Genomic DNA, 24,807 nt, shown 5'->3' with positions numbered 1-24,807 from the left:
GTCCTGGTTGGTGACGAGCTGGTGTGACGGGTGGTGCGGGGAAACCGAGCCTCGTTCAGTCCGGGCTCGCAGCCATCCAACCACGGGCGACACCCGTTGGGGGGTGTTCGGCGCGCCGTGCCGCGCGCGCCGCGCTCAGTCGTCGAGCAACCGCCGCAGGTGCGCGCCGACCTGCTCGTGCTCGATGAGGAACCCGTCGTGCCCGAACTCGCTCTCGATCACGGCGGCCGTGTCCCCGTCGACCGTGTCCGGGACCCCGGCGGCGATCCGGTGCTGGTCCTCGATCGGGAACAGCCGGTCGCTCGAGATCCCCACGACGAGCGTGCGCGCCGTCACGAGTTCGAGCGCCGCCGCGACACCGCCCCGCCCCGCGCCGACGTCGTGCGAGTCCATCGCGTGCGTGAGTGTGATGTACGACGATGCGTCGAAACGCCGGGTGAACTTGTTGCCGTGGAAGTCGAGGTAGCTCTCCACCGAGAACCTCCCGTCGTCGCCGAGCGGTGAGACGTCGCTCTGCCAGGACCGGGCGAACCGGCCGTTCAGCTCGTCGGACGCCCGGTAGGTCATCAGCGCCATCCGCCGCGCGAGCGCCAGCCCGCGGTGCGGTCCCTCGCCGGCGTGGGCTTCGTAGTAGTCGCCGCCGGCGAACGCCGGGTCCATCTGGATCGCCGAGCGCTGCAGCGAGTTCGCCGCGATCTGGTCCGCCGTGGTCTGCGCCGTCGACGCCAGCACCGCCAACCGCTGGACCCGCGCGGGGTGCGACACCGCGAACTCGAGGGCGTGCATCCCGCCCATCGACCCGCCGACGACGGCCGCGAACACGTCAATGCCGAGTCGGTCGGCGAGCTGGCGCTGCACCTCGACCTGGTCGCGGACGGTGACGAACGGGAACCGCGAGCCCCACTCGACGCCGGTGGGCGACACCGACGACGGCCCGGTCGTGCCCTGGCACCCGCCGAGCATGTTCGGTGCGATCACGAACCACTCGTCGGTGTCGATCGCCAGGCCGGGACCGACGACGTCGCCCCACCAGCCGGCGGTGCGGTGCCCCGGACCGGGAGCGCCGGCGACGTGCGAGTCGCCGGTCAGGGCGTGGAAGAGCAGGACGGCGTTGTCGCGCGCCGGGTTGAGCGTGCCCCACGTCTCGTAGGCGACGCGCACGGCCGGCAGGCGCCCGCCGCGCACCCACTGCTCGCCGAGGGACACGAAGTGCCGCGCACCCGGGTGGTCGCCGGGGCGCCAGGCGCCCGTGACGGGCGGCTTGCCGAGGGTGCCGAGTTCGGCGCCGGGCACCAGGGTGGACGGCACGGAGTCCTCGGGGGTCGTCTGCCAGTCCATGGTGCGTCCAGTCTGCCGGGAGGCGCGGCTCGCCGCCGCCGTGTTACGTCACGTCCGCCCCGTGGCCGGGTCGTCGGCCGCGGGTGGGTGCGACAACATCGACGTCGTACGACATCGAGGAAGTCGCACCGCCGCGCCGGCAACTGTTGCACGCGCGTGCAGACGACAAGGTCGACGTCGTAGGACGTCGACCTTGTCGTTCGGAGTCGGGGTCCCGGGCGGGCGAACGCTACGCGCGCTGCCCCTCCTGCGACACTGCACGCGCCGCGGCGAGCCCGGCCTCGAGGTCGGCCTTCAGGTCCTCGATGTTCTCGATGCCGACGGACAGCCGCACCAGGCCCGGCGTGACCCCGGTGGTGAGCTGCTGCTCGGGCGTGAGCTGCGAGTGGGTGGTCGACGCCGGGTGGATCACGAGCGAGCGCACGTCACCGATGTTCGCCAGGTGCGAGAACAGCTGCAGGTTGTCGACGAACGCCTTGCCCGCCGGCACGCCGCCCTTGAGTTCGAACGACAGCACGGCGCCGACGCCCTTCGGCGCGTACCGTTTCGCCGCGGCGTACCAGGGCGACGTCGGCAGGCCGGCGTAGGCGACGGTGGCGACGTCCGGGTGGCGGTCGAGCCACTCGGCGATCTCCTGCGCGTTCGACACGTGGCGCTCGATGCGGAGCGACAGGGTCTCGATGCCCTGCAGCAGCGCGAACGCCGTGTCCGCCGAGTTCGACGCCCCCAGGTCGCGCAGCAGCTGCACGCGCGCCTTCACGATGTAGGCGAGCTCGTTGCCGACCGCCTCCGCGAAGACCGCACCGTGGTACGACGGGTCGGGCGTGTTGAACTCCGGGAACTTGTCCGGGTGCTGCGACCAGGCGAACTTCCCGCCGTCGACGATGATGCCGCCGATGACGGTGCCGTGGCCGCCGAGGAACTTCGTGGCCGAGTGCACGACGATGTCGGCCCCGTGCTCGAACGGACGGATCAGGTACGGCGTCGCGATGGTGTTGTCGACGATCAGCGGGACGCCGGACTCGTGTGCGATGTCGCTGACGCCGGTGATGTCGAGGACGTTGATCTTCGGGTTGCCGATGGTCTCGGCGAAGAACAGCTTCGTGTTCGGGCGGACGGCGCGTCGCCACTCCTCGAGGTCGTCCTGGTCCTCGACGAACGTCGTCTCGATGCCGAGCTTCGCCAGCGTGTACTTGAACAGGTTGTACGTGCCGCCGTAGATCGACGACGACGACACGATGTGGTCGCCCGCCCCCGCGATGTTCAGCACGGCGTACGTCTCCGCCGCCTGACCGGACGCCACGAGGAGTGCGCCGCTGCCGCCCTCGAGCGCCGCGATGCGCTGCTCCACGACGTCGTTCGTCGGGTTCATGATCCGGGAGTAGATGTTGCCCGGCTTGGCGAGGGCGAACAGGTCGCGGGCCTCGTCCGAGTTCGCGAAGACGTACGAGGTCGTCTTGTAGATCGGGGTGGCTCGGGCGCCCGTGGTCGGGTCCGGCTGTGCGCCGGCGTGGACCTGCGTGGTCTCGAACCGCCACTGCGCGGCGTCGTGCTCGGTCATCTTGGTGCTCCTGTCCGGTGCGGCTGGTCGTCGGGTCGCCTTGCGCTCGGCCTGGAGGCGCGGCGCTGCTGTGCGTCGGCACTCACGGTACGCAGGCGGGCGCGCTGGTACCAGCGCGCCCGCCTCGGGACGTAACGCGCACGCCGGACGCGCCACGGGCCTCCCGTCCGCGGGGCGCGACGCTGGGTCGCACCGTTCGCCGGCGGGCCTCGCACGGTGCGAGGGGGCCCGCTACGCCGGATCGCGGCGGAACAGCCAGCCGACGTTCGGTTCCAGCAGCCAGCGCATCCCGCGCCGCACGAAGGGCTGGGCCAGGAAGAGGCTGACCGCGCAGGCGATCGCGACCATCAGCAGCACGAACGGCCACGCGGAGTGCGGGCCGGCGAGCACGCCGGACTCGCGGATCGGGTAGAGGACGAACGTGTGCAGCAGGTAGACGTACATCGTCGCCGCACCGAACTGCGTGAGCCAGATGTTCCGGCGGGGGATGAGCACCAGGAACGACGCGGTCAGCAGCGACGCCAGCAGCATCAGGCCGAAGCGGACGGCTCCGGCCCACCAGGCGTCCTCGCCGAGACCCGAGTACGAGTCGTCGTAGAAGAACCAGTGGTGCAGGTCGAACTCCTTGAACTGCGGGATCCACACCGCGCACGACACCGCCCAGGCGGCGAACACCACGGCCGCGGCGACCCGGACCCGGACCACCACGCGACGCGAGGCCTCGTACCAGCGGTCGAAGAGCCCCCACTGCTTGACCTGCCACCCGAGCAGGAAGAACGGCAGCAGGCTGATGGCACGGGACAGCGAGAGCGTCGAGTCCACGTTGTCGAAGTAGCCGACGCCGATGCTGAACACGACGGCCCAGAACAACGGCCACCGCAGCTGCGCGAGGTACGGCAGGATCAGCTTGAAGATGCCGAGGGCCAGCAGGAACCACAGGGTCCAGGTCGGCTGGGTCGGGTTGAAGTCCTTGCCGCCCTCGACGATGCCCTGCACCACGGTCCAGATCGTCTGCATGATGATGTACGGCACGACGATGTCGGTGATCGTGCGGCGCATGCGCTTCGCCGTCGGGGTGTCCGCCGACGAGAAGTACCCACTGATCACACCGAACGCGGGCATGTGGAACGCGTAGATGAACGTGTAGAGCGCCAGGGCGTGCTCGCTCGCCGTCGTCTGGCGCTGGATCGCGTGACCGATCACCACGAGCGTCACGGCGACGAACCGCGCGGTGTCCCACATGGGGATACGGCGCGGTGCCCGGCCGGGTTCGAGCTGCGTCGCCGGGGCCGAGGGTGCGGGAGGGGCGGCATCCGTCGTCATCGTCGGCCACGTTACCGGATCGTGACCTGGGAGGGTCGGTACGGTTGGGGTCCTGGGCGAGCAGTCGTCCAGGAACCGGGGCGATCAGTCGCCCGGTCACCGACCCAGGAGGCAGATCACATGGCAGCACGGCGCGCAGTCGTCACCGGAGCGAGCTCGGGCATCGGGGCGGCCACCGTCCGGCTGTTCCGGTCGCGGGGCTGGGACGTGCTGGCCGTCGCCCGCCGAGCGGCGAAGCTCGAGGCGCTCGCCGCGGAGACCGGTGCCGAGGTCCTGGTGGCGGACATCACGAGCGCTGCCGACGTCGAGGCGCTCGCCGCCCGCGTCGCCGAGCTCGGCGGCGCCGACGTCCTGGTGAACAACGCGGGTGGCGCGTTCGGCTCGGCCAGCGTCGAGGAGTCGGACGTCGACGACTGGCGTGCCATGTTCGAGGTCAACGTGATCGGCACGAAGCGTGTCGTCGCCGCGCTGCTGCCGCACCTGCGGGACCGTGCCCGTGCGACGGGTGGAGCCGACATCGTCACGGTGACGAGCACGGCCGGGTTCGTGGCGTACGAGAACGGTGGCGGCTACAACGCCGCGAAGTTCGCCGAGCACGCCCTGGTCGGCGCGCTCCGGCTCGAGCTCAACGGCGAACCGATCCGCGTCGTCGAGATCGCCCCCGGACTGGTGAAGACCGACGAGTTCGCGCTCACCCGGTTCCGCGGCGACGAGCAGAAGGCCGCGGCGGTCTACGACGACGTTCCGGGCCCGCTCGTGGCCGACGACGTCGCCGAGGCGATCGTGCACGCGGTGGAGCTGCCGGCGCACGTGAACCTCGACCTGGTCACGATCCGGCCGGTCGCGCAGTCGGCGCAGCACAAGCTCGCGCGCGGAACGCTCACGCCGCGCTGACCCGCCGCGCTGATCCCCTGCCCAGCGCCCGCGCTGATCCGCTGCGCAGCGCCCGGGCGGTGACCACGGGTCGCGGGCGCGGGGTCCCTGCCGGTACCGTGGTCGGATGCCGATCAGCAGCGAACCCGAGCCCACGGCGCCGGCTCAGTCGACCGTGACCGTGACGAGCGGGCCCGAGGTGCTCGGATGGCTGGAGTTCGGTGACGCCGCACGCCTGCTCGCGAAGGACGTGCTGTCCTCCGGCTTCGAGCCCGAGGTCGTCGTCGCCGTCGCCCGTGGCGGGCTGATCATCGCCGGTGCCGTGGCGTACGCGCTCGGCACCAAGGAGTGCGGCTCGATCAACGTCGAGTTCTACACCGACGTCGAGCAGCGCCTGGACGAGCCCGTCGTGCTCGCACCCGCGCTCGACGCCCCGAGCCTGGCCGGCAAGCGCGTGCTCGTCGTCGACGACGTGTCGGACTCCGGTCGGACCCTGCGCCTGGTGGTCGACATCATCCGGAACGCCGGTGCCGACGTCCGCAGCGCGTGCCTGTACTCGAAGCCCGGCACCGTCCTCGAGCCCGACCACGTCTGGCGCCGCGTCGACGGCTGGATCACCTTCCCGTGGAGCGCCCTCGCACCGGTGACGGCCGAGTCGTGAGCATCCACCTCGTCGGCGGCGGACGCTTCGCCGCCTCGGACGCCGCAGCGCCCTTCCTCGCCGAGGCCACCGCACGGTCGGCTGCCGTCGGCCGGACGGTCCCGCGCATCGCCCTGCTCTCCGTCGCCGGCCCCGACGGCGGCAGCCCGTCGTCGACCGCCGACATCGCCGAGGTGCTCGGTGGGGCCCGCGCGGCCGAGGTCGTCGTGACCGAGGTCGCGGCCGGCCAGGTGTTCGACACGACCGTGCTGAGCGACGTCGACGCGCTCGTCGTCGGTGGCGGCGTCACGCCCGACTACCTCGGCGCGATCGCCCCGCTCGTCGACCAACTCCGGTTGCTCGTCGCCGACGGCCTGCCCTACCTGGGCTACTCCGCCGGCGCGATGATCGCCGCCGACCGCGCGCTCGTCGGCGGCTGGCGCATCGGCGGCGTCGAGATCTGCCCCGAGGAGGCCTCCGAGGGCCTCGACGAGGTCGAGCTCCGCGAGGGCCTCGGCCTGGTCGACCTGACCATCGACGTCCACGCGGTGCAGGCCGGCACGCTCGCCCGTCTCATCGCCAGCGCCGAGGCCGAGTTCGTCACCGCCGGCCTGGCGATCGACGAGGACACCGCACTCGTCGTCGGTGAGGGCGCGCTCGAGGTCCGGGGCACCGGCAGCGTCTGGCGCGTCATGGCCGGCGAGGAGTCCGTGGCCGTCGCCACGATGGGCGCGTAGCCGTCGTGGAACCACGACCGCTCGCCGACCTGGTCGACCCCGGCTGGGCGTCGGCGCTCGCTCCGGTCGAGGACGACGTGCACCGCATGGGTGCGTGGCTCCGCGACGAGACGGCAGCCGGCCGCCCGTACCTGCCCGCCGGCGCCGACGTGCTCCGGGCCTTTACCACGCCCTTCGACGCCGTGAAGGTGCTCGTCGTCGGGCAGGACCCCTACCCGACGCCCGGCCACCCGATCGGACTGTCGTTCGCCGTCGACCCCGCAGTCCGCCCGGTGCCGCGCAGTCTGGCGAACATCTACAAGGAGCTCAGCGCCGACGTCGGCGTGACCCCACCCGCGCACGGTGACCTGCGCGCGTGGTCGGACCAGGGCGTCCTGTTGCTCAACCGGGTGCTCACGGTCCGCGCGGGCGATGCCGGCAGCCACCGCGGCAAGGGATGGGAGGCCGTCACCGACCAGGCCGTCCGCGCACTGGTCGGCCGGGGGACCCCGCTCGTCGCAGTGCTTTGGGGCGCGCAGGCCGCGTCCGTGCGACCGCTGCTCGGTGACACCCCGGTGGTTGCGTCGGCCCACCCGAGCCCGTTGAGCGCCTCGCGGGGCTTCTTCGGCAGCCGTCCGTTCTCGCAGGTCAACGCGCTGCTCGAGGAGCAGGGCGCGACGCCGGTCGACTGGTCGCTGCCCGCTCAGTAGGCTCGGCACGTGCTCGAGGAGGAATACCAGCGACGGCGGGTCCTGCCGCGACACCTGCGTGCCCGTCCGGCGAGCGAGACCGCGTTCGAGTACCGGATCCGTGCCGCCGAGGTGAGCGACCTGCCCGACGTGCGTGAGATCCACACGCACTACGTCCGCAACTCGTCGGTGACCTTCGACCCGTCGGCGTTCACCTTCGCCCGCTGGAAGCAGCGCTACGACGACATCCGGAAGCGCAAGCTGCCCTTCCTGGTCGCGGAGAACCCCGCCGGGCAGATCCTCGGTTACGCGCTGGTCGACGCCTGGAACCCGCGCGACCGGTCGAACCGCGTGGTCGAGGACTCGATCTACCTGGGAGCGGCGTCCGGCGGCAAGGGGCTCGGGCGTGCACTCATGGAGGCGCTGCTCGACGAGTGCCGGTCCGCCGGGGTCCGCGAGGTCGTCGCGGTGATCGCCGACCGGCAGGCCGAGGCCTCGATCCGCCTGCACGAGCGGCTCGGCTTCGAGGAGGTCGGTCGGATGGGCAAGGTCGGCTACAAGTACGACCGATGGCTCGGCACGGTGACCATGCGCCTGCGGTTGCGCGGCCCGCGCCTCTTCGCCCGGAAGTAGTCGGGCGGTCGTCCGTCGTTCGGTCGCGGTGGGCCGCGCCGAGGTTCCGAGATCTGCGCATCTCGGCGTGCGATCGCGCGTGTTGCGGAACCTCGACGACCAGCGCACGGCGTGTTGTGGAACCTCGACGACCAGCGCACGGCGTGCCACCTCGTGCCGCCCCTCGCCCGACCCCGCACACCCGTCAGGGCCGCGGGGCCTCGGCGATGAACTCGTCGCGCGTGACACCGACGAGCGCCGTCGTCGCGGCCGCCGCGGCGGCTCCGTCGCCCGCGACCAGCGCGTGTCCGACGGCCTCGTGCCGGAGGGCGGCCTCGCGCGTCCAGCGCGTGATGGTGTCGCGCGACTCCGAGGTGCGGGTGCGCAGCAGCGCTTCGACGGTGCCCGCGAAGTGCGCGAAGACGGCGTTGCCGGACCCGCTGAGCAGGGCGCGGTGGAAGCGGACGTCGGCCTCGAGGTACGCGCGGCTGTCCTCGCGCGCGCAGGCGGCGAGCATGTCCTGCGCGGCGTCGAGGACGGCGGATGCCCCGGATCCGCCGGCGGTGAGCGACGCCGCGACGGGTTCGACGCCGAGCCGCAGCTCGAGCAGTTCCCGCTGCTGCACGAAGTAGGCGGGCGATGCGCCGCGCCACCGGATGACCGTCGGCGCGAGCAGCTCCCACGACCCGATGCCGAGCACCTGCGTGCCCACGCGCTGCCGGGGCTCGACGAGCCCGAGGGACTGCAGGACGCGGAGCGCCTCGCGGACGACCGACCGGGACACGCCGAACTCGTCCGCCACGAGTTCGGGGCGGACCACCGTGCCGGGCTCGAGTGCGCCGTCGACGATGCGCTGCCCGAGGGTGTCGAGCACGTGGGCGTGCAGTCCGCGTGCGGGGGGCATCGTTCCTCCATGCAGTACGTGTCGCGCGGTCGGCGTGACGTCGGTCCCATCGAAACGGCAGACTGCCTCCGAGGGCGGATGGCGCGCGGCGGATCGTCGTATAGTCTGATTAATCAGATTATTGAGGGTCGGCTCGTGCAGCGCCAGCCGCCCTCGACACGAAGGCGACGGAGCCGCGCGGCAGCGGCTCCAGGAAGGGGCACCGATGCCTCACGCTCCAGTCCACGCGCTCGCGCACCCCGTCGGCGCGGTCCTCGCCGCCGAGGGTGGCGGCACCGAGACGGTCGACCCGTCCGGTCCGATCCCGCAGCTGATCATCGCGGCCCTCGTCGGCATCGTCGTGATCATCGCGCTCATCACCTGGCTCAAGGTGCACCCGTTCATCGCGCTCGTGATCGGTGCCCTGGGCGTCGGCATCGGCGCGGGGCTCGCGCCCGACAAGGCGGTCACGAGCTTCGGCAACGGCTTCGGCGCGACGATGACGAGCGTCGGCATCCTGGTGGGCCTCGGGTCGATGTTCGGCAAGATGCTCGTCGACTCCGGTGCTGCCGACCGCGTGGTCGACACCCTCGTCCGCAGGTCGTCGAAGGCCGCGCTGCCGTGGACGATGGCCCTGATCGGTGCGCTGATCGGCCTGCCGATGTTCTTCGAGGTCGGCCTCGTGCTCCTCATCCCGATCATCGTGCTCGTCGCGAAGCGCAGTTCCGTGCCGATCATGAAGATCGCCGTGCCCGCCCTCGTCGGCCTGTCGACGATGCACGCGTTCGTCCCGCCGCACCCCGGCCCGCTCGTCGCCATCTCGACCGTCGGCGCGAACCTCGGCACCACGCTCGCCTTCGGCATCGTTCTGGCGATCCCGGTGATCGTGCTCGCCGGTCCGGTCTTCGCGCAGTTCGCGGCACGCTGGGTCGACATCCCGGCCCCCGACCTGTTCGGGTCGCGTGGTTCGGACTCCGGGTCGGCGTCCGGTCCGCAGGACCCCGCTTCGGGCGGACGGGAGGCCCGGCGCGGCCCCGCCACGCAGGACACCGCGTCCCTGCCCAACGGCAAGAGCGACTTCACGCGCGTCATCAGCGAGCCGCGCAGCCCGTCCTTCACCGTCGCACTCGTCGGCATCCTGCTGCCCGTCGTCCTCATGCTCGCCCAGGCCATCCGCGAGGCCACGATGCCCGACGCGGCCGGCTCGTGGGTGAGCCTGCTCGACTTCCTCGGGTCGCCGATGATCGCGATCGGCATCGCCGCGATCTACGCGATGGTCTTCTTCGCGATCGGCGGCGGCATGGACCGGTCCGCCGTGGCGAAGTCGCTCGAGAGCGCACTGCCCCCGGTCGCCGGCGTGCTGCTCATCGTCGGTGCCGGCGGTGGCTTCAAGCAGGTGCTCATCGACACGGGCATCGGCGGGGTGATCGCGGACGCCGTGAAGGACTCCGGCATCTCGGTGCTCCTCGTCGCCTGGGTCGTGTCGGCACTGGTGCGCGTCGCGACCGGGTCGGCCACGGTCGCCACCGTCACCGCGGCGGGCATCATGGCGCCGATCGCGGCGGACCTGTCCTCGCCGATGACCTCGCTGCTCGTGCTGGCGATCGGTGCCGGGTCGGTGTTCCTGTCGCACGTGAACGACGCCGGGTTCTGGCTCGTCAAGGGCTACCTCAACACCACCGTGGGGCAGACCTTCAAGACGTGGACGGTGCTCGAGTGCCTCATCTCGGTGCTCGGTCTGCTCGGGGTCCTGCTGGCCGGGGTGTTCATCCGATGAGCGGCGACTCCGCCCTGGATGCGCGCGTCCTGGTCGTCATGGGGGTCTCCGGGTCCGGCAAGTCGACGGTCGCCGCGATGGTCGCCGAGCAGCTCGGGTGGGACTTCGCCGAGGGCGATGCGATGCACCCGCAGGCGAACGTCGACAAGATGCACGCCGGCACACCGCTCACCGACGAGGACCGCTGGCCGTGGCTCGACGTCGTCGCCGGCTGGATCCGCGGGCACCTCGACGCCGAGACGCACGGTGTCGTCACGTGCTCGGCGCTGAAGCGGTCGTACCGCGACGTGCTGCGGGCGCCCGGCGTGGTGTTCGTGCACGTGGCCGGTGACGGCGCGTTGATCGAACAGCGCATGTCGCAGCGGTCTGGCCACTTCATGCCGACGTCGCTGCTGCAGTCCCAGCTCGCGACGCTCGAGCCGCCGCAGGACGACGAGGCGCACCTGACGATCGCGGCCGACCGGACTCCGGACGAGGAGAGCGCCGAGGTCGTCGTGCGGCTCGGGCTCGGCGGCGGCCGCTAGCTGAACCGGATCGGGGTGCCGACCGGCAGTGCGGCGAGGGTGCGGGTCATCTCCGCTGAGATCCGCACGCACCCGTGCGAGCTGCCGGTCGGGTCGGGGTAGTAGTGCAGCGCCGTCAGGGCCGCGTTGCCGCCGTACGACGGGATCCGTGACGAGTGCGCCCCGGTCAGGATGATCGGGTTGCCCTGCGTGTAGGTCACGCGGGTGTCCACGTACGCCGCCTCGACGTAGGTGGCGGTGTCGGACGGCGTGGGGTCCTCGGGGGTGCCGAGCCGGGCCGCCTCGGTCGCGGTGACGTCGCCGCTCCGGGTGACGACCGACACCGTGCTCCGGGCGACGTCGACGCGGATCATCCGGTCGGTGTCGGTGACCGTGAAGTCGGTGGCCCGCGCCCAGGCGAACGTGGCACTCGGCGCGTCCGGGTCACCGCCGTCGCCCGGGGTGCGGTTCCGGGCGGGGGTCGAGACGAGGAGCATGCCGCCGTCGACACCCGGAGACCGGCCCCAGACGGCGGTGGCGGCGGGCAGGTCGATCGTCGAGACCCGGTGCGAGAGCGTCGCCACCGGACGCGCGCGGCTCGACGGGCTGGCGTACAGGGCCACGAGGTCGTGCCGCGGGGTGGCGATCTGCCAGGTGTCCGTGGGGCGGACGTCCCCGCCGTCGAGGAGTTCCGGGACGACGCCGTCGTGGAACGCCAACGGCAGGGCGGCGAGGGTGGCGGCCGACGGGGCTCGGGGGACGGCCGCGAGCGTCGGGGTGGGGGTCGGCGTCGGCGTTGCGGTCGGGGTGGCCCGTGCGACGTGGGTCGGGTCGGCGTCCGGCCGGTCGGCGGTCACCCCCACGACGACGGCGGCCGCGACGGCGAGCGCCGCTGCACTCCCGACCACGGCGATCCAGCTCCTGCGTCGCATCGGCATCCCCCTGTGCTCCTGGTCCAGCGTGCGCTCGTCGTCTGGGTGTGTGCTCCTGGTGTCGGTCAGCGTTCGGTGACCCGGCCGGCGTCGACGTGCCACTGCCGGTCGAGGCGGACGGTCTCCAGCATGCGCCGGTCGTGCGTGACGAGCAGCAGGGTGCCGTCGTAGGACTCCAGTGCCTGTTCGAGCTGCTCGATGGCCACCAGGTCGAGGTGGTTTGTCGGTTCGTCGAGCACGAGCACGTTCACCCCCCGGGCCTGCAGCAGCGCGAGTCCGGCGCGGGTCCGTTCGCCGGGGGAGAGCGCCGACGCGGGCCGGCCGACGTGGTCGGCCTTCAACCCGAACTTCGCGAGCAGCGTCCGGACGTCGGCGGTCGTGTACTCCGGCACGATCGCCTCGAACGCGGCGGCGAGGGACTGGTCGCCGGTGAAGGCCGCACGGGCCTGGTCGACCTCGCCGACGGAGACGCTCGATCCGAGCGAGGCCGTGCCGGTCGTCGGCACCTGCTTGCCGAGCAGCGCACGCAGCAGCGTGGACTTGCCGGCGCCGTTCGGTCCGGTGATCCCGATGCGGTCGCCGCCGTCGACCTGCAGCGACACCGGACCGAGGGTGAAGTCGCCCTGCGTGAAGGTCGCGTCGGACAGCGTTGCCACGACCGCGGACGACCGCGGTGCGCTGCCGATCGTGAACTCGAGCTGCCACTCCTTGCGTGGTTCCTCGACCTCGTCGAGCCGCGCGATGCGGGACTCCATCTGCCGCACCTTCTGCGCCTGCTTCTCACTCGACTCCGAGGCGGCCTTCCGGCGGATCTTGTCGTTGTCGGGGGCCTTCTTCATCGCGTTGCGCACGCCCTGGCTCGACCACTCGCGCTGCGTCCGGGCACGGGAGACCAGGTCGGCCTTGGTCGCGGCGTAGTCGTCGTACGCGTCGCGCTTGTGCTGCCGGGCGATCTCGCGCTCCTCGAGGAACGAGTCGTACCCGCCGCCGAACAGCCGGTTGGACGACTGCGCCAGGTCGAGCTCGAGGACGCTCGTCACCGAGCGCGCCAGGAACTCCCGGTCGTGGCTGACGAGCACGACGCCGCCGCGCAGGCCCCGGACGAACCCCTCGAGCCGGTCCAGCCCGTCGAGGTCGAGGTCGTTCGTGGGCTCGTCGAGCAGGACGATGTCGAAGCGCGACAGCAGTAGCGCCGCCAGTCCGACCCGGGCGGCCTGCCCACCGGACAGCGCGGTCATGAGCGAGTCCGGTCCGACACCGTCGTCGTCGGCTCCGGTCTCGAGCCCGAGGTCGGCCAGGACGGCGGGGATGCGGTCCTCCAGGTCCGCGGCGCCCGCGGCGAGCCAGCGGTCGAGCGCCGTCGAGTAGCGGTCAGCGGCGGCGTCACCGGCGTCCGGGTCGCCGAGCGCCGCCGCCGCGGCGTCCATGACCTCGGTCGCCTCGGCCGAGCCGGTCCGGCGGGCGATGTACCCGGCGACGGTCTCACCGGCGATCCGCTCGTGCTCCTGGGGGAGCCAGCCGACGAACGCGTCGGTGGGTGCGAGTGACACCGTGCCGGCCAGGGGCTCGTCGACGCCGGCCAGCAGCCGGAGCAGCGTGGACTTGCCGGCGCCGTTCACGCCGACGACACCGATCACGTCGCCCGGCGCCACCGTGAGGTCGAGGGAGTCGAACAGTGTGCGTGCGGCGTACCCGCCGGACAGGCCCTTGGCGACGAGCGTGGCGGTCATGCGCCAATCGTCCCACGTGGCGGCGTCCGCACGGCACCGTGCTCAGAGTGCCCGGGGCTCCGGGTGCAGCACACTGGTCGGATGGAACCCTGCGTCTTCTGCGCGATCATCGCCGGCGACGAACCGGCCGTCTGGGTCGAGCGCGAGGAGCACGCCGTGGCGTTCGCGCCGCTGCCCGGGTCGGCGCTCGCACCCGGGCACACCCTGGTCGCGCCGGTCGAGCACGCCGACGACCTGCTCGGCGCCGCACCGGTGGCACTGGCCGCCACCGCCGCGCTCGTGCAGCGGGTCGCACGGGCGATGCGGGGTGCGCTCGGCGCCACCGGGACCGTCGTGCTGCAGGCCTCCGGCGCCGATGCCGGGCAGAGCGTGCGGCACCTGCACTTCCACGTCGTGCCGTGCTGGCCGGACGACGGCACGACGCACTGGCCGGAGCCGCCCTCGGCACACGTCGTCGACGGTGACCCGCACGCGCTCCTCGCTGAGATGTTCGAGTAGCCGATCCCGGGCAGCGGTGCGCAGAACGGAGTGGAGTGGGCGCTGCACCGTCAGCCCTCCCACCGACACCTCCAGGAGCACACCATGACCACGAAGATCACCCTGATCATCGACAACCCGGCCGACCCGTCCGCGTTCGAGCAGTCCTACGTGGAGCTCGAGTCCCTCGCCGCGAAGCTGCCGGGCCTGCAGCGCCTGGAGGCGGCGAAGGTCTGGCCGAAGGAGGACGGCACCCCGACCCCGGCCCACCGCACCCTCGACCTGTACTTCGCGTCGTACGGGGACGCGTCCGACGCGGTGGCGACCGCCGAGGCCGGCGCGTTCTTCGAGCGGCTCGGCGGGACGGGCGCCACGTTCACCGGCCTGTTCTCCGACATCGAGCACGAGTAGCACCGACGGCCGGGCCCGGGTCTCGGGCTCAGCGACACTCCTCGGGTCCCGCGCCGCGAGGAGTGTCGTTCAGCGCGAGTCTCGGCCCGGCACCGGCGTCAGCCTGCCCGCGCCGAGAGGGAACAGGCCAGCGTGGTACTCGAGCACGGCGGCGTCGCCGACGTGCAGCGTCGCGGCGCCGAAGCGCCACGCCCGGTTGAACAGGTACACGCCGATCACGGTGCGGCCGTCGTCCGCGACCGCCCACGTGCCCGTGCCCCACTGCGCCGGGTGCCCAACCCCGTCGATCGTGACGGTGGGGCGGGCGAACCAGGTGAGCAGGGGGCGAGCGAGCCGGAGCTCGATCCGGCGCTTCGTCGTGCCGGAGGGGAGAGTCGTGTCCACCTCCGCAGGATAGGGCCACCGCGCCGCCGCCACCGCACCTGTGCCCGCCGCACCCACGCACCCGTAGCGTGGCCGCCATGACCACCACCGTCCTCGTCGCCGGCGCCACCGGAGACCTCGGCGGACGCATCGTCCGCGAGCTCCTGCAGCACGACACCCGCGTCCGCGTCCTGACCCGCCCGAGCAGCGACGCAGCACAGCGCCGCTTCGCCGACGACGACCGCATCGACGTGGTCCCCGCCGCCTACACGGACCGACCGGCCCTGGTGGCGGCGCTCGCCGGGGTCGACGTCGTCGTCTCCGCGGTGAGCGGCACCCGCGCCGTGATCGTCGACGCGCAGCGCGCCCTGCTCGACGCCGCGGTCGAGGCCGGCGTCCCGCGGTTCATCCCCTCGGACTACGCCGCCGACTACCGGTCGATCACCCCCGGCTCGAACCGCAACTTCGAGCTCCGCCGCGAGTTCGCCGCCGCCCTCGACGCCGCTCCGATCCGTGCGACGTCCGTGCTGAACGGGGCGTTCACGGACATGCTCACCGGCCAGGCGCCGATGATCCTGTTCGACCGCCGGCGGGTCCTCTACTGGTCGTCGGCCGACCAGGTCCTCGACTTCACCACGAAGGACGACGTCGCGCGCGTGACGGCGCTCGTCGCACTCGACGCGGACGCACCCCGTGTGGTCGAGGTCGCGGGGGACCGCGTCACGGCACGCTCGATCGCCGACACGATGTCACGGCTGACCGGCACGCCGTTCCGGCTGCAGTGGGCGGGCACGACCGGCACGCTGTCGGCGATGGCCCGGGTCGGCCGGCGGCTGTCGAAGGACGACGCCGAACCGTTCCCGGCGTGGCAGGGCATGCAGTACTTCGTGAGCATGTTCAGCGGCGAGGCCGAACTGCACCACGTCGACGACGACCGTTACGGTCCGCACGGGTGGACGAGCGTCCGCGACGTGCTCGCCGCCCACCTGGGCGTCTGACCGTCCGCCGTCACGGTCCGGCCGGGAGGCCCGCCCCGCGTCGCGCGGGTCGACTGCCGGTCGGACTCGTGCCCGGGTTCAGGGCGTCGGCTCGCTGAGCCCGAGGAGCGCGCCCCGCACCGCCGCGACGCGGATGGTCGCCGCGTCGTCGTAGAGCACCGTCTGGCTGACCGCGCCGACGTGCGCGGCGACGACCGCACGGGTGAAGACGTCCGGCGCGACGGTGAGGCGTCGGCCCTGCGCCGTGACCGACTCGACGAGCAGCGGCTCGAGCGCGGTGTGGAAGGCATCGGTGTGCGTGCGGAGCAGCGTCTGGAGCTCGGGCTCGTGGCGTGCCCGCGACAGCAGGACCGAGCGGATCGCGTACCACTTGCCCTCGGGCGGCAGGCCGCCGAGGACCCCGGAGACGATCGCGTCGACGGATTGCTGGTCGGTCGCGTCGAGCGCTGCCCGGAAGCCGTCCTCGAGCCGCTCGACGACCACAGCCTCCTGCGCTTCGTACACCGCGAAGAAGAGCTCGTCGGTCGTCGCGAAGTTCGAGTAGAAGGCCCCGCGCGTGAAGCCCGCACGCGCGACGATCGCCTCGACGCTGGCCGACGCCGAGCCGGTCTCGTCGAACAGTGCCTCGGCGGCGCGGACGAGCTCCGCACGGGTGCTGCTGCGCCGCCGGACGGGTCGGGCGCGTGCGGCGGGGTCGTCGCTCACTCGTGGGGACACCGGTTCATCCTAGGAGGCGTCGTCCGACCGGCGCGGGTCCGCCAGGTAGTCGTGCACGGACCGTACCGGCGCGAGCGTCAGGTCGGTCAGGACGTGTGAGGCGCTGACGACCTCGAGCACCGGCAGGTCCGCCATCGGCGCGAGGGCGTGCTCGAACAGTTGCAGTCGGGCGGACCCGGTCCAGGCCCCCTTCACGACGATGTCGGTGATCTCGGTCCGCACGAGGTCGGCGGCCCGCAACCCCAGGGTCGTCACGTCGGGGACGAGCTTCACCATCCAGGTCGGCACCGTGATCTGCGCCGCGGCCTCGACCGGGTCCATCGGCTCCCACTGGTACGCCATGGTCGCCGTCGCCACCCGTTCGGCACCGCGGTCGAGCGTGCCGACGAGGGCGCCCTGGTCGACACGCAACCCCGGGGTCCCGAGCACCTTCGGGTAGGCGCTCAGTTCGCGACCGGCGAGCGTCGCGGCGGAGTTGTCGAGGTACATGGCGTGCAGGTACTCGCCGACCTCGCCGTCGAGGGTGACCTGGATCGCCTGACCGGACTCGACGTACGGGCCGTACCCGTCGACGTCGCCCATCTTCATGACCTCGAACCGGACCAGCGGTGCCTCGACCCGCAGCGGCTCCGGCACGACGGCACGGAGGGCGTCGGGGTCGGTCCGGTACACGACGTTGAAGTACTCGCGGTCGGTGAAGCGCGTCGGTCGCAGCGGGTACACCGGCGCGGTGAGGGGCGTGGTGGCGTGGCGGAGGACGTCCGAGGCCTGCATGGGAACTCCTTGTCGGTTGCAGTACGATCCGTACTGAGTACGTTGTGTATCGAACGTACACCCGAGAACGAAGGACACCATGGGCTTCCCCCTGCCGACCGACATCCGCAACCGACCCGTCACCGTGATCGGCGGTGGGACCCTCGGCCGGCGCATCGCGCTCATGTTCGCCAGCGCCGGCGGCGAGTCCCGCGTGTACGACCTCGCCGAACCGGTCCGCACGGCCGCCGTCGAGTACGTCGAGCGCGAGCTCCCCGCGCTCGCCGCTGCGCGGGACGGGGGCGCGGTCGGCACCGTCCGCGCGTTCGACGACCTGGACGAGGCCGTCGCCGGTGCGTGGCTCGTCGTCGAGGCGATCCCGGAGCGCATCGACCTCAAGACCACGGTGTTCGGTCAGCTCGACCGCGCCGTCGGGGCGGACACGATCCTGGCGAGCAATTCGTCGTCGTACGCGAGCCGACTGATGATCGACGAGGTCGAGCACCCGGAGCGTGTGCTGAACATGCACTTCTACATGCCGCCGGCGCAGAACGCCGTCGACCTGATGAGCGACGGCGAGACCGACCCCGCGGTCGTCGACCTGCTGCTCGAGGTCCTGCCGACCTACGGCGTCCGCCCGTTCGTCGCACGCAGGGAGTCGACCGGGTTCATCTTCAACCGCATCTGGGCGGCCGTCAAACGCGAGTCCCTGGCGGTCGTCGCCGACGGGGTCTCCACGCCCGAGGACGTCGACGCCATGTTCGCGGTGAACACCGGGTCGCCCGCCGGTCCGTTCCGGATGATGGACCAGGTGGGGCTCGACGTCGTCCTGGACATCGAGGAGCACTACGCGGCCGAGGACCCGCACCTGCCCGAGGGCCCGCGGCAGCTGCTCCGTCAGTACGTCGAGGCCGGCGACCTGGGCGTGAAGACCGGCCGCGGCTTCTACCGGTACGACCAGCACTGACGCACGACCAGCACCGACGCCGCCTAGGCTCGGGAACCGTGTTCGAACTCCACCACCTCGCCGCGCAGGAACTCTGGGACTGGATCCGCCGGGGGGAGGCGACCGCGCTCGAGGTGACCGGGCACTACCTCGCCCGCATCGAGCGCCTCGACCCCGCCCTCGGCGCGTTCGTGACGGTCACGGCCGATGCAGCGCGCACGAGAGCCGACCGTCTCGGCCACCTGGTGCCGACGTCCAGACCGTTGTGGGGCCTCCCGTCCGCCGACAAGGACCTGTACGACCGCGCCGGGGTCCCCACGCGCAGCGGCACCGCGAGCCTGCCGGAGCGCCCCGCCGGGGCCGACCACCCGCTGGTCGCCGCGCTCGACGCGGCCGGCACGGTGAGCCTCGGCAAGACGACCTCGCCCGAGTTCGGGATGTCCTCGTCGTCGGAGACCCGGTTCGGGGTGACGCGGAACCCGTACGACACGAGCCGTGCGCCCGGCGGGTCGTCGAGCGGCGCGGCGGTCGCCGTCGCGGCCGGACTGCTGCCGGCGGCCGTCGGGTCCGACGGCGGGGGATCGGTCCGGATCCCGGCCGCCGCGACGGGACTCGTCGGCCTCAAGCCGAGCCGTGGGCGGGTGCCGTCGATGCCCGGTCGCTCCGGCGTCGGTGGACTGTCCGTCGCCGGGCCGCTGACCCGGTCGGTCGCGGACGCCGGGATGCTGCTCGACGCGCTCGTGGCGCCCACCGGGCTGGCGGAACCGGCACCGTACGCGCTGGTCACGCCGGACGTGGGCGACGGCCCGTTCACCGCGGCGGCCGTCCGCGGCGAGGGGCGCTTCGTCGTCGGACTGCTCGACGGCTCGCCGTGGGACGACACCGTCGACGTGGTGGTCGACCCCGCGGCGCGCGCTGCCGTCGAGACCGCGGTGCGGGTGCTCGGCGAGGTGGGGCACGGCGTGGAGGACGTGCAGATGCCCCGGGCGCCGTACGCCGACGCGTTCCGGGTGGCCTGGGAGAGCTCCGCGGCGCGGCTGCCGATGGTCCCCGGCATCGACCTGACCGCGCTGACGCCCCTGGTGGCGCGGCTCGTGGAACGGGGACGGCGGCTCACCGGCACCCAGGTGCTCGACGCGATGACCACGCTCGACACGTTCTCGGCGACGCTGATCGGCGCGTTCGACCGGTTCGACGCCGTGCTGTCACCGACGCTCGCGCTGACCCCGCGGCCGCTCGGCTGGTACGGCGACGACCCGGACGAGGACTTCCGCCGCCAGTGCGCCTACTCGCCGTGGACCTCGATGGCGAACGTGGCGGGGCTGCCGGCGATCACCCTGCCCGTCGGGGTCACCGCCGACGACCACCCGGACGGTGGCGGCCTGCCGATGGGCGTCCAGTTGATCGGGCGGCCAGGGGGCGAACGGGTCCTGCTCGCGATCGGGGCCCAGCTCGAGCGTCGGCTGCGGTGGCAGCGGCGGCACCCGGCGGCCTGGACCGCCTGACCGCGCCGCCGCCCGCGCTACGGCAGGGTCGGCGCGGCCTCGACCAGCGCCCGCGTCACCGGGTGCACCGGCGCGTCGAGCAGCCCGACCGGCCCGTGCTCCACGATGCGCCCCGCCGACATCACCGCGACGGTGTCGCACAGCCGCTGCACCACGCCGATGTCGTGCGACACCAGCACCAGCGTCAGCCCGAGGTCGTCGGCGAGCGAGCGGAACAGGTCGATGACCCGTGCGCGCACCACCACGTCGAGCGCGCTCATCGGTTCGTCCCCGAACAGGATCCGCGGACCGTGCACCACCGCCCGCGCGATGGCGATGCGCTGCCGCTGCCCGCCGGAGAACTCGTGCGGGTAGCGGTCGACCGCGTCCGCCGGCAGGTCGACCCGTTCGAGGACGTCCCGGACGAGCGCGGCGTGCGAACCCTCCACCCGGAGCGCCCGCAACGGTTCGCGGATGATCGCGCCGACGCGCATCCGCGGGTCGAGCGACGCGTACGGGTCCTGGAACACCACCCCGGTCTCGCGACGGAACCAGCGCATCGCACCCGCGGACCCGGACGCCACCACCGGACGACCGGAGGCGGTCACGGAACCCGCGGAAGGTGCCTCCAGGCCGGCGAGCAGCCGCACCAGGGTCGACTTGCCGGATCCCGACTCGCCGACGATCCCGAGCCGCTGTCCGGGGGCGACCGTCAGGTCGACGCCGTCGACGGCGGTGCGCACGGGGCCGGGTTCGAAGGGCCCGCGGCGGGGGAGTCGGTAGGTGCGGTGCAGCCCGACTCCGTCGAGGACGGCGGTCATGCGGAGCCTCCGGACGGACGGGTACGACGGGCGGTCGCGCGCGCGGCATCGACGAGCGCGACGGTCGCAGGGTGCTGCGGCGCCGCGAGCAGCGACGCGACCGAGCCCTGCTCGACGACCCGGCCGGCGTCGAGCACGACGGCGGTGTCGGCGATCCGGGCGAGCACCGCCAGGTCGTGCGTGACGAAGACCATGCCGGCCGACAACCCTTCGAAGAGGTCGAGGATCCGTGCCTCGGTCGTGACGTCGAGCGCCGTCGTCGGTTCGTCGGCGACCAGGTACGCGGGCTGCCCGGCCATCGCCATCGCGATGCAGATCCGCTGGCGCTGCCCACCGGACAGCTGGTGCGGGTACTGGCGCAGCAGCGACTCCGGGTCCGGCAGTCCGACGTCCGCCGCCAGCGCAGTCGCCGCCGCACGTGCCGCCCGCCGGTCGAGTCCTCGGTGCAGCCGCAGGGGCTCGGCGATCTGCGTGCCGACGCGGCGCAGCGGGTCGAGGGCGGTGCCGGGCTCCTGGAAGACCATGCCGATGCCGGACCCGCGGTGCCGTGCGCGCTGCCGGTCGGGCAGGCCGACGAGTTCGGTGCCGTCCAGGCGGATGCTGCCGGTGACGGTCGCCCCGGTGGGCTCCAGCCCCATCAGGGCGAGCGAGGTCATCGACTTGCCGGATCCGGACGCGCCGATCACGCCGACGCGTTCGCCGGGAGGCACGGTGAACGTCACGTCGTCCAGGATCGTCCGCCCCGTGATGCGGACGGAGAGCCCCACCACCTCGAGCCCGCCGGTGCCGGTGTCGCTGCGGCTGTGGCTGCGGTCGGTCATGCGGTCACCCCGGGGGTGGTCGTGGCCGCGTCCGGGCGGCGGTCGCCGCCCGCTGCGCGGTCGTTCGTCGTCAGACGCGGGTCGGTGGCGTCGCGGATCGCGTCGCCGAGCAGGGAGAGCGCGGCGACGACCAGCGCGATCGCGGCTCCGGGCCAGGTGGCGCTCCACGGGTGCACCCCGATGTAGGTCTGCAGGTCGGACAGCAGGCTGCCCCACGACGCCGTGTCCGACCCGGCGCCGTAGCCCAGGTACGACAGCCCGGCCTCGGCGAGGACCGCGGTGGCCATCGCGAGCGAGAGCTGCACGGTGAACAGCGGCGCGGCGTTGGGCACCAGGTGGCGGAACAGCACCCCGGCACCACCGACACCGGAGGCGCGGGCCGCGGTGACGTAGTCGCTGCGGGCGATGCGGCGGATCTCGCCGCGGGCGACCCGGGCGATCGTCACCCCGAAGGACAGCCCGACGCTGACGATGACGACCCCGAGCGACCCGCCGAACACCGCGGTCAGGAGCATCGCGGTCAGCAGGGTCGGGAACGCCACCAGGATGTCGAGCAGGACGGCCGTGCCCTCGCGCACCCAGCGGGCGGTGAGCGACCCGATCGCGGTCAGGACGATGCCGACGACGCTGGCGATCACCCCGGCCCCGACGGCGACGAGCACGGTGGTGCGGGTGCCGGCGAGCAGGTAGCTCGCGATGTCGCGGCCGGCGGCGTCGGTGCCGAACCAGTGCGCGGCGCTCGGACCCTCCCACTGGTGGAACGGGTCGGCGCGGAACGGGTCCTGCGGCGTCCACACGAGCGACACCGCGGCGAGGACCACGAGCAGACCGAGCACGACGACGGCGAAGACCCCGGTGGGGCGGGACAGCAGGCGGCGGATCACCCGGACACCTCGCGTTGGCGCGGGTCGAGGGTGCGGTGCACGACGTCGACGGCGAACCCGACGAGCAGCACCAGTCCGGTGAGCACGAGGAGCTCGGACTGCACCTTGGTGATGTCGCGGCGGCCGACGTCGGTCACGAGCATGCGCCCGACACCGGGCAGAGAGAACAGCTGCTCGACGACGACGGCCCCGACCAGCAGTCCGGCGATCTGCACCCCGAGCACGGCGAGCACCGTGAGGGCGACCGACGGCAGCCCGTGCCGGAGCAGTGCCTGCGTGCGGGTGAGGCCGATCGCGGCAGCGGTGCGGACGTGGTCCGCGTCGAGCACCGACAGGGTCGCCGACCGGGTGAAGCGCAGGATGACGGCACCCTCGACCGCGCCGATGGTCAGGGCGGGGAGCACGAGCGAGGCGAACGCCCGGCCCGGCTCGGACCAGCCGTCGAGCGGGAAGCCCTGCGTCGGCAGCCAGTGCAGCGTGACGGCGAACAGGGCGACGAGCAGCATGCCGGCCCAGACGACCGGGACGGCGGCGACGGCCTGCGCGACGAACCCGATGACGGCGCCGCCCGGCCGACGGCGGAGCACCGCGGCGACGACCCCGAGGGGGACGCCGATCACGAGCGCGGTCGCGAGCGACATGCCCGCGAGCGGCAGGGTGATCGCCAGTTTCTGCGCGATCTCCGGCGCGACCTGCCCGTTCGTCACGAGGGACCGACCGAGGTCGCCGCGGAACACCCCGCCGATCCAGTCGAGGTACTGCACCACGACGGGCCGGTCGAGGCCGAGCTGCTGCCGGAGCTGCTCGACCTGCGCCGGGGTCGACTGGGTGCCGGCGACGACCTGCGCGACGTCGCCGGGCAGCACCCGCAGGGTCGCGAAGATGATGACGCTCGCGACGAGCAGCCCGACGACGAGCAGCAGCAGCCTGCCGACCAGGAACCGGGTCACGTGCTCGGAGCTCCGGCAGCGGGTCGGCTCACTTGACGGCGAGCTTCGACAGGTCGAGCCTCGAGTTGCCGCCGTCGACGGGGAAGCCCGTGACGCCGGTCCGCACCGCGGTGATCTCGGTGGCCGTGTAGAGCCACTCGCCGGCGGCGTCCTCGCTCACGATCTTCGCGGCCTTGCGCAGGGCCTCGGTCTTGGTGGCCTCGTCGGTCGCCGCGATCGACTCGGCGTAGAGCGACTGCACCTCGGCGTTGTCGTAGCCGAAGTAGTAGTCGGGGTTCGCCCAGTTGCCGAAGTCGCGGGCCTCGACGTGGTCGACCATCGACAGGTCGAAGTCACGCTCGCCCGACTTCGGTGCCTGGAACACCGAGGACAGCCAGGTCGCGAAGTCGACGCGCTTGACGGTCAGGGTGATCCCGACGTCGGCGAGCTGCGACTTCAGCACGTCGCCGATGGTCGCAGGGTAGACGTTCGCGTAGGTGAGCGTGAGCTCGAGGTCCTGTTGCCCGGCAGCGGCGAGGAGCCGCTTCGCGTTGTCGGGGTCGTACGCGTCGATGTCGGTCAGGTCCTCGTACCCGGGGTCGAGTTCCGGGATCGGACCGCCCTGCTCGACGCCCGTGCCGCCGATGGCCTTGATGAGCGCCTTCGGGTCGATCGCCTGCCGGATCGCCTGGCGCACCCGCTTGTCGGTGAACGGTTCCTTGCGGTCGTTGAACGCCAGCGTGTACTTGTCCGTCGTCTTGCCGCTGTGCAGCGCGATGTCGGCGTTCCCCTGGAGCTGGCTCTTCAGCGTGCCGTCGACCGGGTTGAGGACGTCGAGGTCCCCGTTCGCCATCGCGTTGACGGCCGTCGACGGGTCGGTGATGTACCGGAAGACGATCTTCGCGACCTTCGCCTTCGTGCCCCAGTAGTCGTCGTTGCGGTCGAAGGTGAGCGAGTCGCCCTGCTTCCAGCTCGCGACCTCGTAGGGGCCGGTGCCGTTGGCGGTGTCCGACAGGTCGTTCGTCGCGGCCTTCTCGAGCACCAGTCCGGAGCGGCCGGTCAGGTTCCAGAGCAGGTCCGAGTCGGGCTTCGCCAGCTCGAGCCGGACCACACCGGTCGACGGGGAGGTGATCGAGGTGACGCCGGCGAGCTTCGCGGAGTCCACGTAGGTCTCGTTCGACTTGACCTGCTCGAGCGACCACACGACGTCGGCCGCGGTGACGTCCTTGCCGTCCTGGAACGTGATGCCGTCGCGCAGCGTGAACGTGTAGGTCAGGCCGTCGTCGGAGACCTCGTGCTCGGAGGCCAGCACGTCGCGGATGTCGCCGTCGGCGGTCCGGCCGACGAGGCCCTGGTACACGTTGTCGATGAGCACCTGGTCGAGCGCTGCACCGGACTGCGTGCGGATGTCGAGGCTGGTCGGTTCGAGCACCAGGCCGACGCGCACGGTGGCGTCGGCGCCGCCGTTCTCGTTCGACGAGCCGGAGCAACCGGTCAGCGCGAGGGCGGAGACGACGGCGACCGCGGTGGCGGCGAGGGCAGCACGTCCGATGCGCGTGGTGCGTGCAGCCCGGACGGTACGGCGGTGCAGGAGCGGACTCATGGGGTGTGGGTTCCTTCCGGACG

General features: G+C 72.5%; 26 protein-coding genes. 12 read left to right on the top strand and 14 right to left on the bottom strand.

Translation table 11 applies throughout. The features are described from left to right. Window positions 1–135: 135 nt before the first annotated feature. From ACGH48_RS11410 to ACGH48_RS11400, 3 genes are all read right to left on the bottom strand, one after another. A complete protein-coding gene (locus ACGH48_RS11410) occupies window positions 136–1,338 on the bottom strand; it encodes a homoserine O-acetyltransferase (RefSeq protein ID WP_340196337.1) in 1,203 nt (400 codons plus the stop codon). A 229-nt stretch (window positions 1,339–1,567) separates the two neighbouring features. Beyond that, entirely contained in the window at window positions 1,568–2,899 is a 1,332-nt protein-coding gene (locus ACGH48_RS11405; RefSeq protein ID WP_396288683.1) for a bifunctional o-acetylhomoserine/o-acetylserine sulfhydrylase, read from the bottom strand. Between the two features lie 231 nt (window positions 2,900–3,130). Beyond that, a complete protein-coding gene (locus ACGH48_RS11400) occupies window positions 3,131–4,222 on the bottom strand; it encodes an acyltransferase family protein (RefSeq protein ID WP_396288681.1) in 1,092 nt (363 codons plus the stop codon). Window positions 4,223–4,342: 120 nt separating this feature from the next. On the opposite strand from ACGH48_RS11400, the gene ACGH48_RS11395 reads away from it, so the two are divergent. The 5 genes from ACGH48_RS11395 to ACGH48_RS11375 all read left to right on the top strand — a co-directional run bounded on the left by ACGH48_RS11395 (window position 4,343) and on the right by ACGH48_RS11375 (window position 7,773). Beyond that, window positions 4,343–5,116, top strand: a complete 774-nt coding sequence (locus tag ACGH48_RS11395; protein ID WP_340196335.1) for an SDR family oxidoreductase — start codon at window positions 4,343–4,345, stop codon at window positions 5,114–5,116. A gap of 106 nt (window positions 5,117–5,222) precedes the next feature. Then, window positions 5,223–5,756 (top strand): phosphoribosyltransferase, encoded by a 534-nt coding sequence (locus ACGH48_RS11390; protein ID WP_173168683.1) that lies wholly within the window; start codon window positions 5,223–5,225, stop codon window positions 5,754–5,756. Beyond that, the gene (locus ACGH48_RS11385) at window positions 5,753–6,472 is read left to right on the top strand and encodes a Type 1 glutamine amidotransferase-like domain-containing protein (RefSeq protein WP_340196334.1); all 720 of its coding nucleotides are present in this window, start codon (window positions 5,753–5,755) and stop codon (window positions 6,470–6,472) included. Before ACGH48_RS11390 ends, ACGH48_RS11385 begins: the two co-directional genes overlap by 4 nt. A 5-nt stretch (window positions 6,473–6,477) precedes the next feature. Further along, window positions 6,478–7,161: a uracil-DNA glycosylase gene (locus tag ACGH48_RS11380; RefSeq protein ID WP_396288678.1), complete on the top strand. Its 684-nt coding sequence runs from the start codon at window positions 6,478–6,480 to the stop codon at window positions 7,159–7,161. A 9-nt stretch (window positions 7,162–7,170) separates the two neighbouring features. Next, complete coding sequence (locus ACGH48_RS11375; RefSeq protein WP_123312354.1) at window positions 7,171–7,773, top strand: GNAT family N-acetyltransferase; 603 nt, start codon at window positions 7,171–7,173, stop codon at window positions 7,771–7,773. A gap of 184 nt (window positions 7,774–7,957) precedes the next feature. Here the strand turns inward: ACGH48_RS11375 and ACGH48_RS11370 are convergent, their stop codons facing one another. Continuing rightward, a complete protein-coding gene (locus ACGH48_RS11370) occupies window positions 7,958–8,656 on the bottom strand; it encodes a FadR/GntR family transcriptional regulator (RefSeq protein WP_396288676.1) in 699 nt (232 codons plus the stop codon). Between the two features lie 205 nt (window positions 8,657–8,861). Here ACGH48_RS11370 and ACGH48_RS11365 point away from each other — a divergent pair, with 205 nt between their 5' ends. Both ACGH48_RS11365 and ACGH48_RS11360 read left to right on the top strand, forming a co-directional pair. Further along, the gene (locus ACGH48_RS11365) at window positions 8,862–10,412 is read left to right on the top strand and encodes an SLC13 family permease (RefSeq protein ID WP_340196382.1); all 1,551 of its coding nucleotides are present in this window, start codon (window positions 8,862–8,864) and stop codon (window positions 10,410–10,412) included. Further along, a complete protein-coding gene (locus ACGH48_RS11360) occupies window positions 10,409–10,936 on the top strand; it encodes a gluconokinase (RefSeq protein ID WP_396288674.1) in 528 nt (175 codons plus the stop codon). Before ACGH48_RS11365 ends, ACGH48_RS11360 begins: the two co-directional genes overlap by 4 nt. Here the strand turns inward: ACGH48_RS11360 and ACGH48_RS11355 are convergent. Both ACGH48_RS11355 and ACGH48_RS11350 read right to left on the bottom strand, forming a co-directional pair. After that, window positions 10,933–11,847 (bottom strand): L,D-transpeptidase, encoded by a 915-nt coding sequence (locus tag ACGH48_RS11355; protein WP_396288672.1) that lies wholly within the window; start codon window positions 11,845–11,847, stop codon window positions 10,933–10,935. The two genes, ACGH48_RS11360 and ACGH48_RS11355, sit on opposite strands and share 4 nt — an antisense overlap. A gap of 65 nt (window positions 11,848–11,912) precedes the next feature. Then, complete coding sequence (locus ACGH48_RS11350; RefSeq protein ID WP_396288670.1) at window positions 11,913–13,577, bottom strand: ABC-F family ATP-binding cassette domain-containing protein; 1,665 nt, start codon at window positions 13,575–13,577, stop codon at window positions 11,913–11,915. Between the two features lie 81 nt (window positions 13,578–13,658). On the opposite strand from ACGH48_RS11350, the gene ACGH48_RS11345 reads away from it, so the two are divergent. After that, the gene (locus ACGH48_RS11345) at window positions 13,659–14,075 is read left to right on the top strand and encodes an HIT family protein (protein WP_123312360.1); all 417 of its coding nucleotides are present in this window, start codon (window positions 13,659–13,661) and stop codon (window positions 14,073–14,075) included. Window positions 14,076–14,159: 84 nt separating this feature from the next. Then, complete coding sequence (locus ACGH48_RS11340; RefSeq protein WP_123312361.1) at window positions 14,160–14,465, top strand: EthD family reductase; 306 nt, start codon at window positions 14,160–14,162, stop codon at window positions 14,463–14,465. 69 nt (window positions 14,466–14,534) lie between these two features. Here ACGH48_RS11340 and ACGH48_RS11335 read toward each other — a convergent pair whose 3' ends face one another. After that, window positions 14,535–14,849 (bottom strand): hypothetical protein, encoded by a 315-nt coding sequence (locus ACGH48_RS11335; protein ID WP_340197138.1) that lies wholly within the window; start codon window positions 14,847–14,849, stop codon window positions 14,535–14,537. A gap of 77 nt (window positions 14,850–14,926) precedes the next feature. Here ACGH48_RS11335 and ACGH48_RS11330 point away from each other — a divergent pair, with 77 nt between their 5' ends. Next, entirely contained in the window at window positions 14,927–15,826 is a 900-nt protein-coding gene (locus ACGH48_RS11330; protein WP_396288667.1) for an NmrA family NAD(P)-binding protein, read from the top strand. A 78-nt stretch (window positions 15,827–15,904) separates the two neighbouring features. Here ACGH48_RS11330 and ACGH48_RS11325 read toward each other — a convergent pair whose 3' ends face one another. Both ACGH48_RS11325 and ACGH48_RS11320 read right to left on the bottom strand, forming a co-directional pair. Next, the gene (locus tag ACGH48_RS11325) at window positions 15,905–16,543 is read right to left on the bottom strand and encodes a TetR/AcrR family transcriptional regulator (RefSeq protein ID WP_396288665.1); all 639 of its coding nucleotides are present in this window, start codon (window positions 16,541–16,543) and stop codon (window positions 15,905–15,907) included. A 9-nt stretch (window positions 16,544–16,552) separates the two neighbouring features. Continuing rightward, entirely contained in the window at window positions 16,553–17,317 is a 765-nt protein-coding gene (locus tag ACGH48_RS11320; protein ID WP_396288663.1) for an acetoacetate decarboxylase, read from the bottom strand. 79 nt (window positions 17,318–17,396) lie between these two features. Here ACGH48_RS11320 and ACGH48_RS11315 point away from each other — a divergent pair, with 79 nt between their 5' ends. Next, window positions 17,397–18,263, top strand: a complete 867-nt coding sequence (locus ACGH48_RS11315; RefSeq protein WP_340197142.1) for a 3-hydroxyacyl-CoA dehydrogenase NAD-binding domain-containing protein — start codon at window positions 17,397–17,399, stop codon at window positions 18,261–18,263. Window positions 18,264–18,301: 38 nt separating this feature from the next. Continuing rightward, window positions 18,302–19,747, top strand: coding sequence for an amidase (locus ACGH48_RS11310; RefSeq protein WP_396288661.1), 1,446 nt, complete (start codon window positions 18,302–18,304; stop codon window positions 19,745–19,747). A gap of 17 nt (window positions 19,748–19,764) precedes the next feature. Here the strand turns inward: ACGH48_RS11310 and ACGH48_RS11305 are convergent, their stop codons facing one another. From ACGH48_RS11305 to ACGH48_RS11285, 5 genes are read right to left on the bottom strand one after another with little or no spacing between them, the layout of a single operon-like run. Continuing rightward, window positions 19,765–20,547: an ABC transporter ATP-binding protein gene (locus tag ACGH48_RS11305; protein WP_340197144.1), complete on the bottom strand. Its 783-nt coding sequence runs from the start codon at window positions 20,545–20,547 to the stop codon at window positions 19,765–19,767. After that, window positions 20,544–21,368, bottom strand: a complete 825-nt coding sequence (locus ACGH48_RS11300) for an ABC transporter ATP-binding protein (RefSeq protein WP_396288658.1) — start codon at window positions 21,366–21,368, stop codon at window positions 20,544–20,546. The genes ACGH48_RS11305 and ACGH48_RS11300 overlap by 4 nt, the downstream gene beginning before the upstream one ends. Next, window positions 21,365–22,252: an ABC transporter permease gene (locus tag ACGH48_RS11295; protein WP_396288656.1), complete on the bottom strand. Its 888-nt coding sequence runs from the start codon at window positions 22,250–22,252 to the stop codon at window positions 21,365–21,367. Before ACGH48_RS11295 ends, ACGH48_RS11300 begins: the two co-directional genes overlap by 4 nt. Then, on the bottom strand, window positions 22,249–23,202 hold the full coding sequence (locus ACGH48_RS11290) for an ABC transporter permease (protein ID WP_123312371.1): 954 nt from the start codon (window positions 23,200–23,202) through the stop codon (window positions 22,249–22,251). The genes ACGH48_RS11295 and ACGH48_RS11290 overlap by 4 nt, the downstream gene beginning before the upstream one ends. 28 nt (window positions 23,203–23,230) lie before the next feature. Continuing rightward, a complete protein-coding gene (locus tag ACGH48_RS11285) occupies window positions 23,231–24,784 on the bottom strand; it encodes an ABC transporter substrate-binding protein (RefSeq protein WP_396288654.1) in 1,554 nt (517 codons plus the stop codon). Window positions 24,785–24,807: the final 23 nt, after the last annotated feature.

It is taken from the genome of Curtobacterium pomorum, assembly GCF_044497295.1.
GTDB lineage: Bacteria > Actinomycetota > Actinomycetes > Actinomycetales > Microbacteriaceae > Curtobacterium.
The sequence above is the reverse complement of the archived record's forward strand: the minus strand, read 5'-3'. Positions and strand labels throughout refer to the sequence as shown.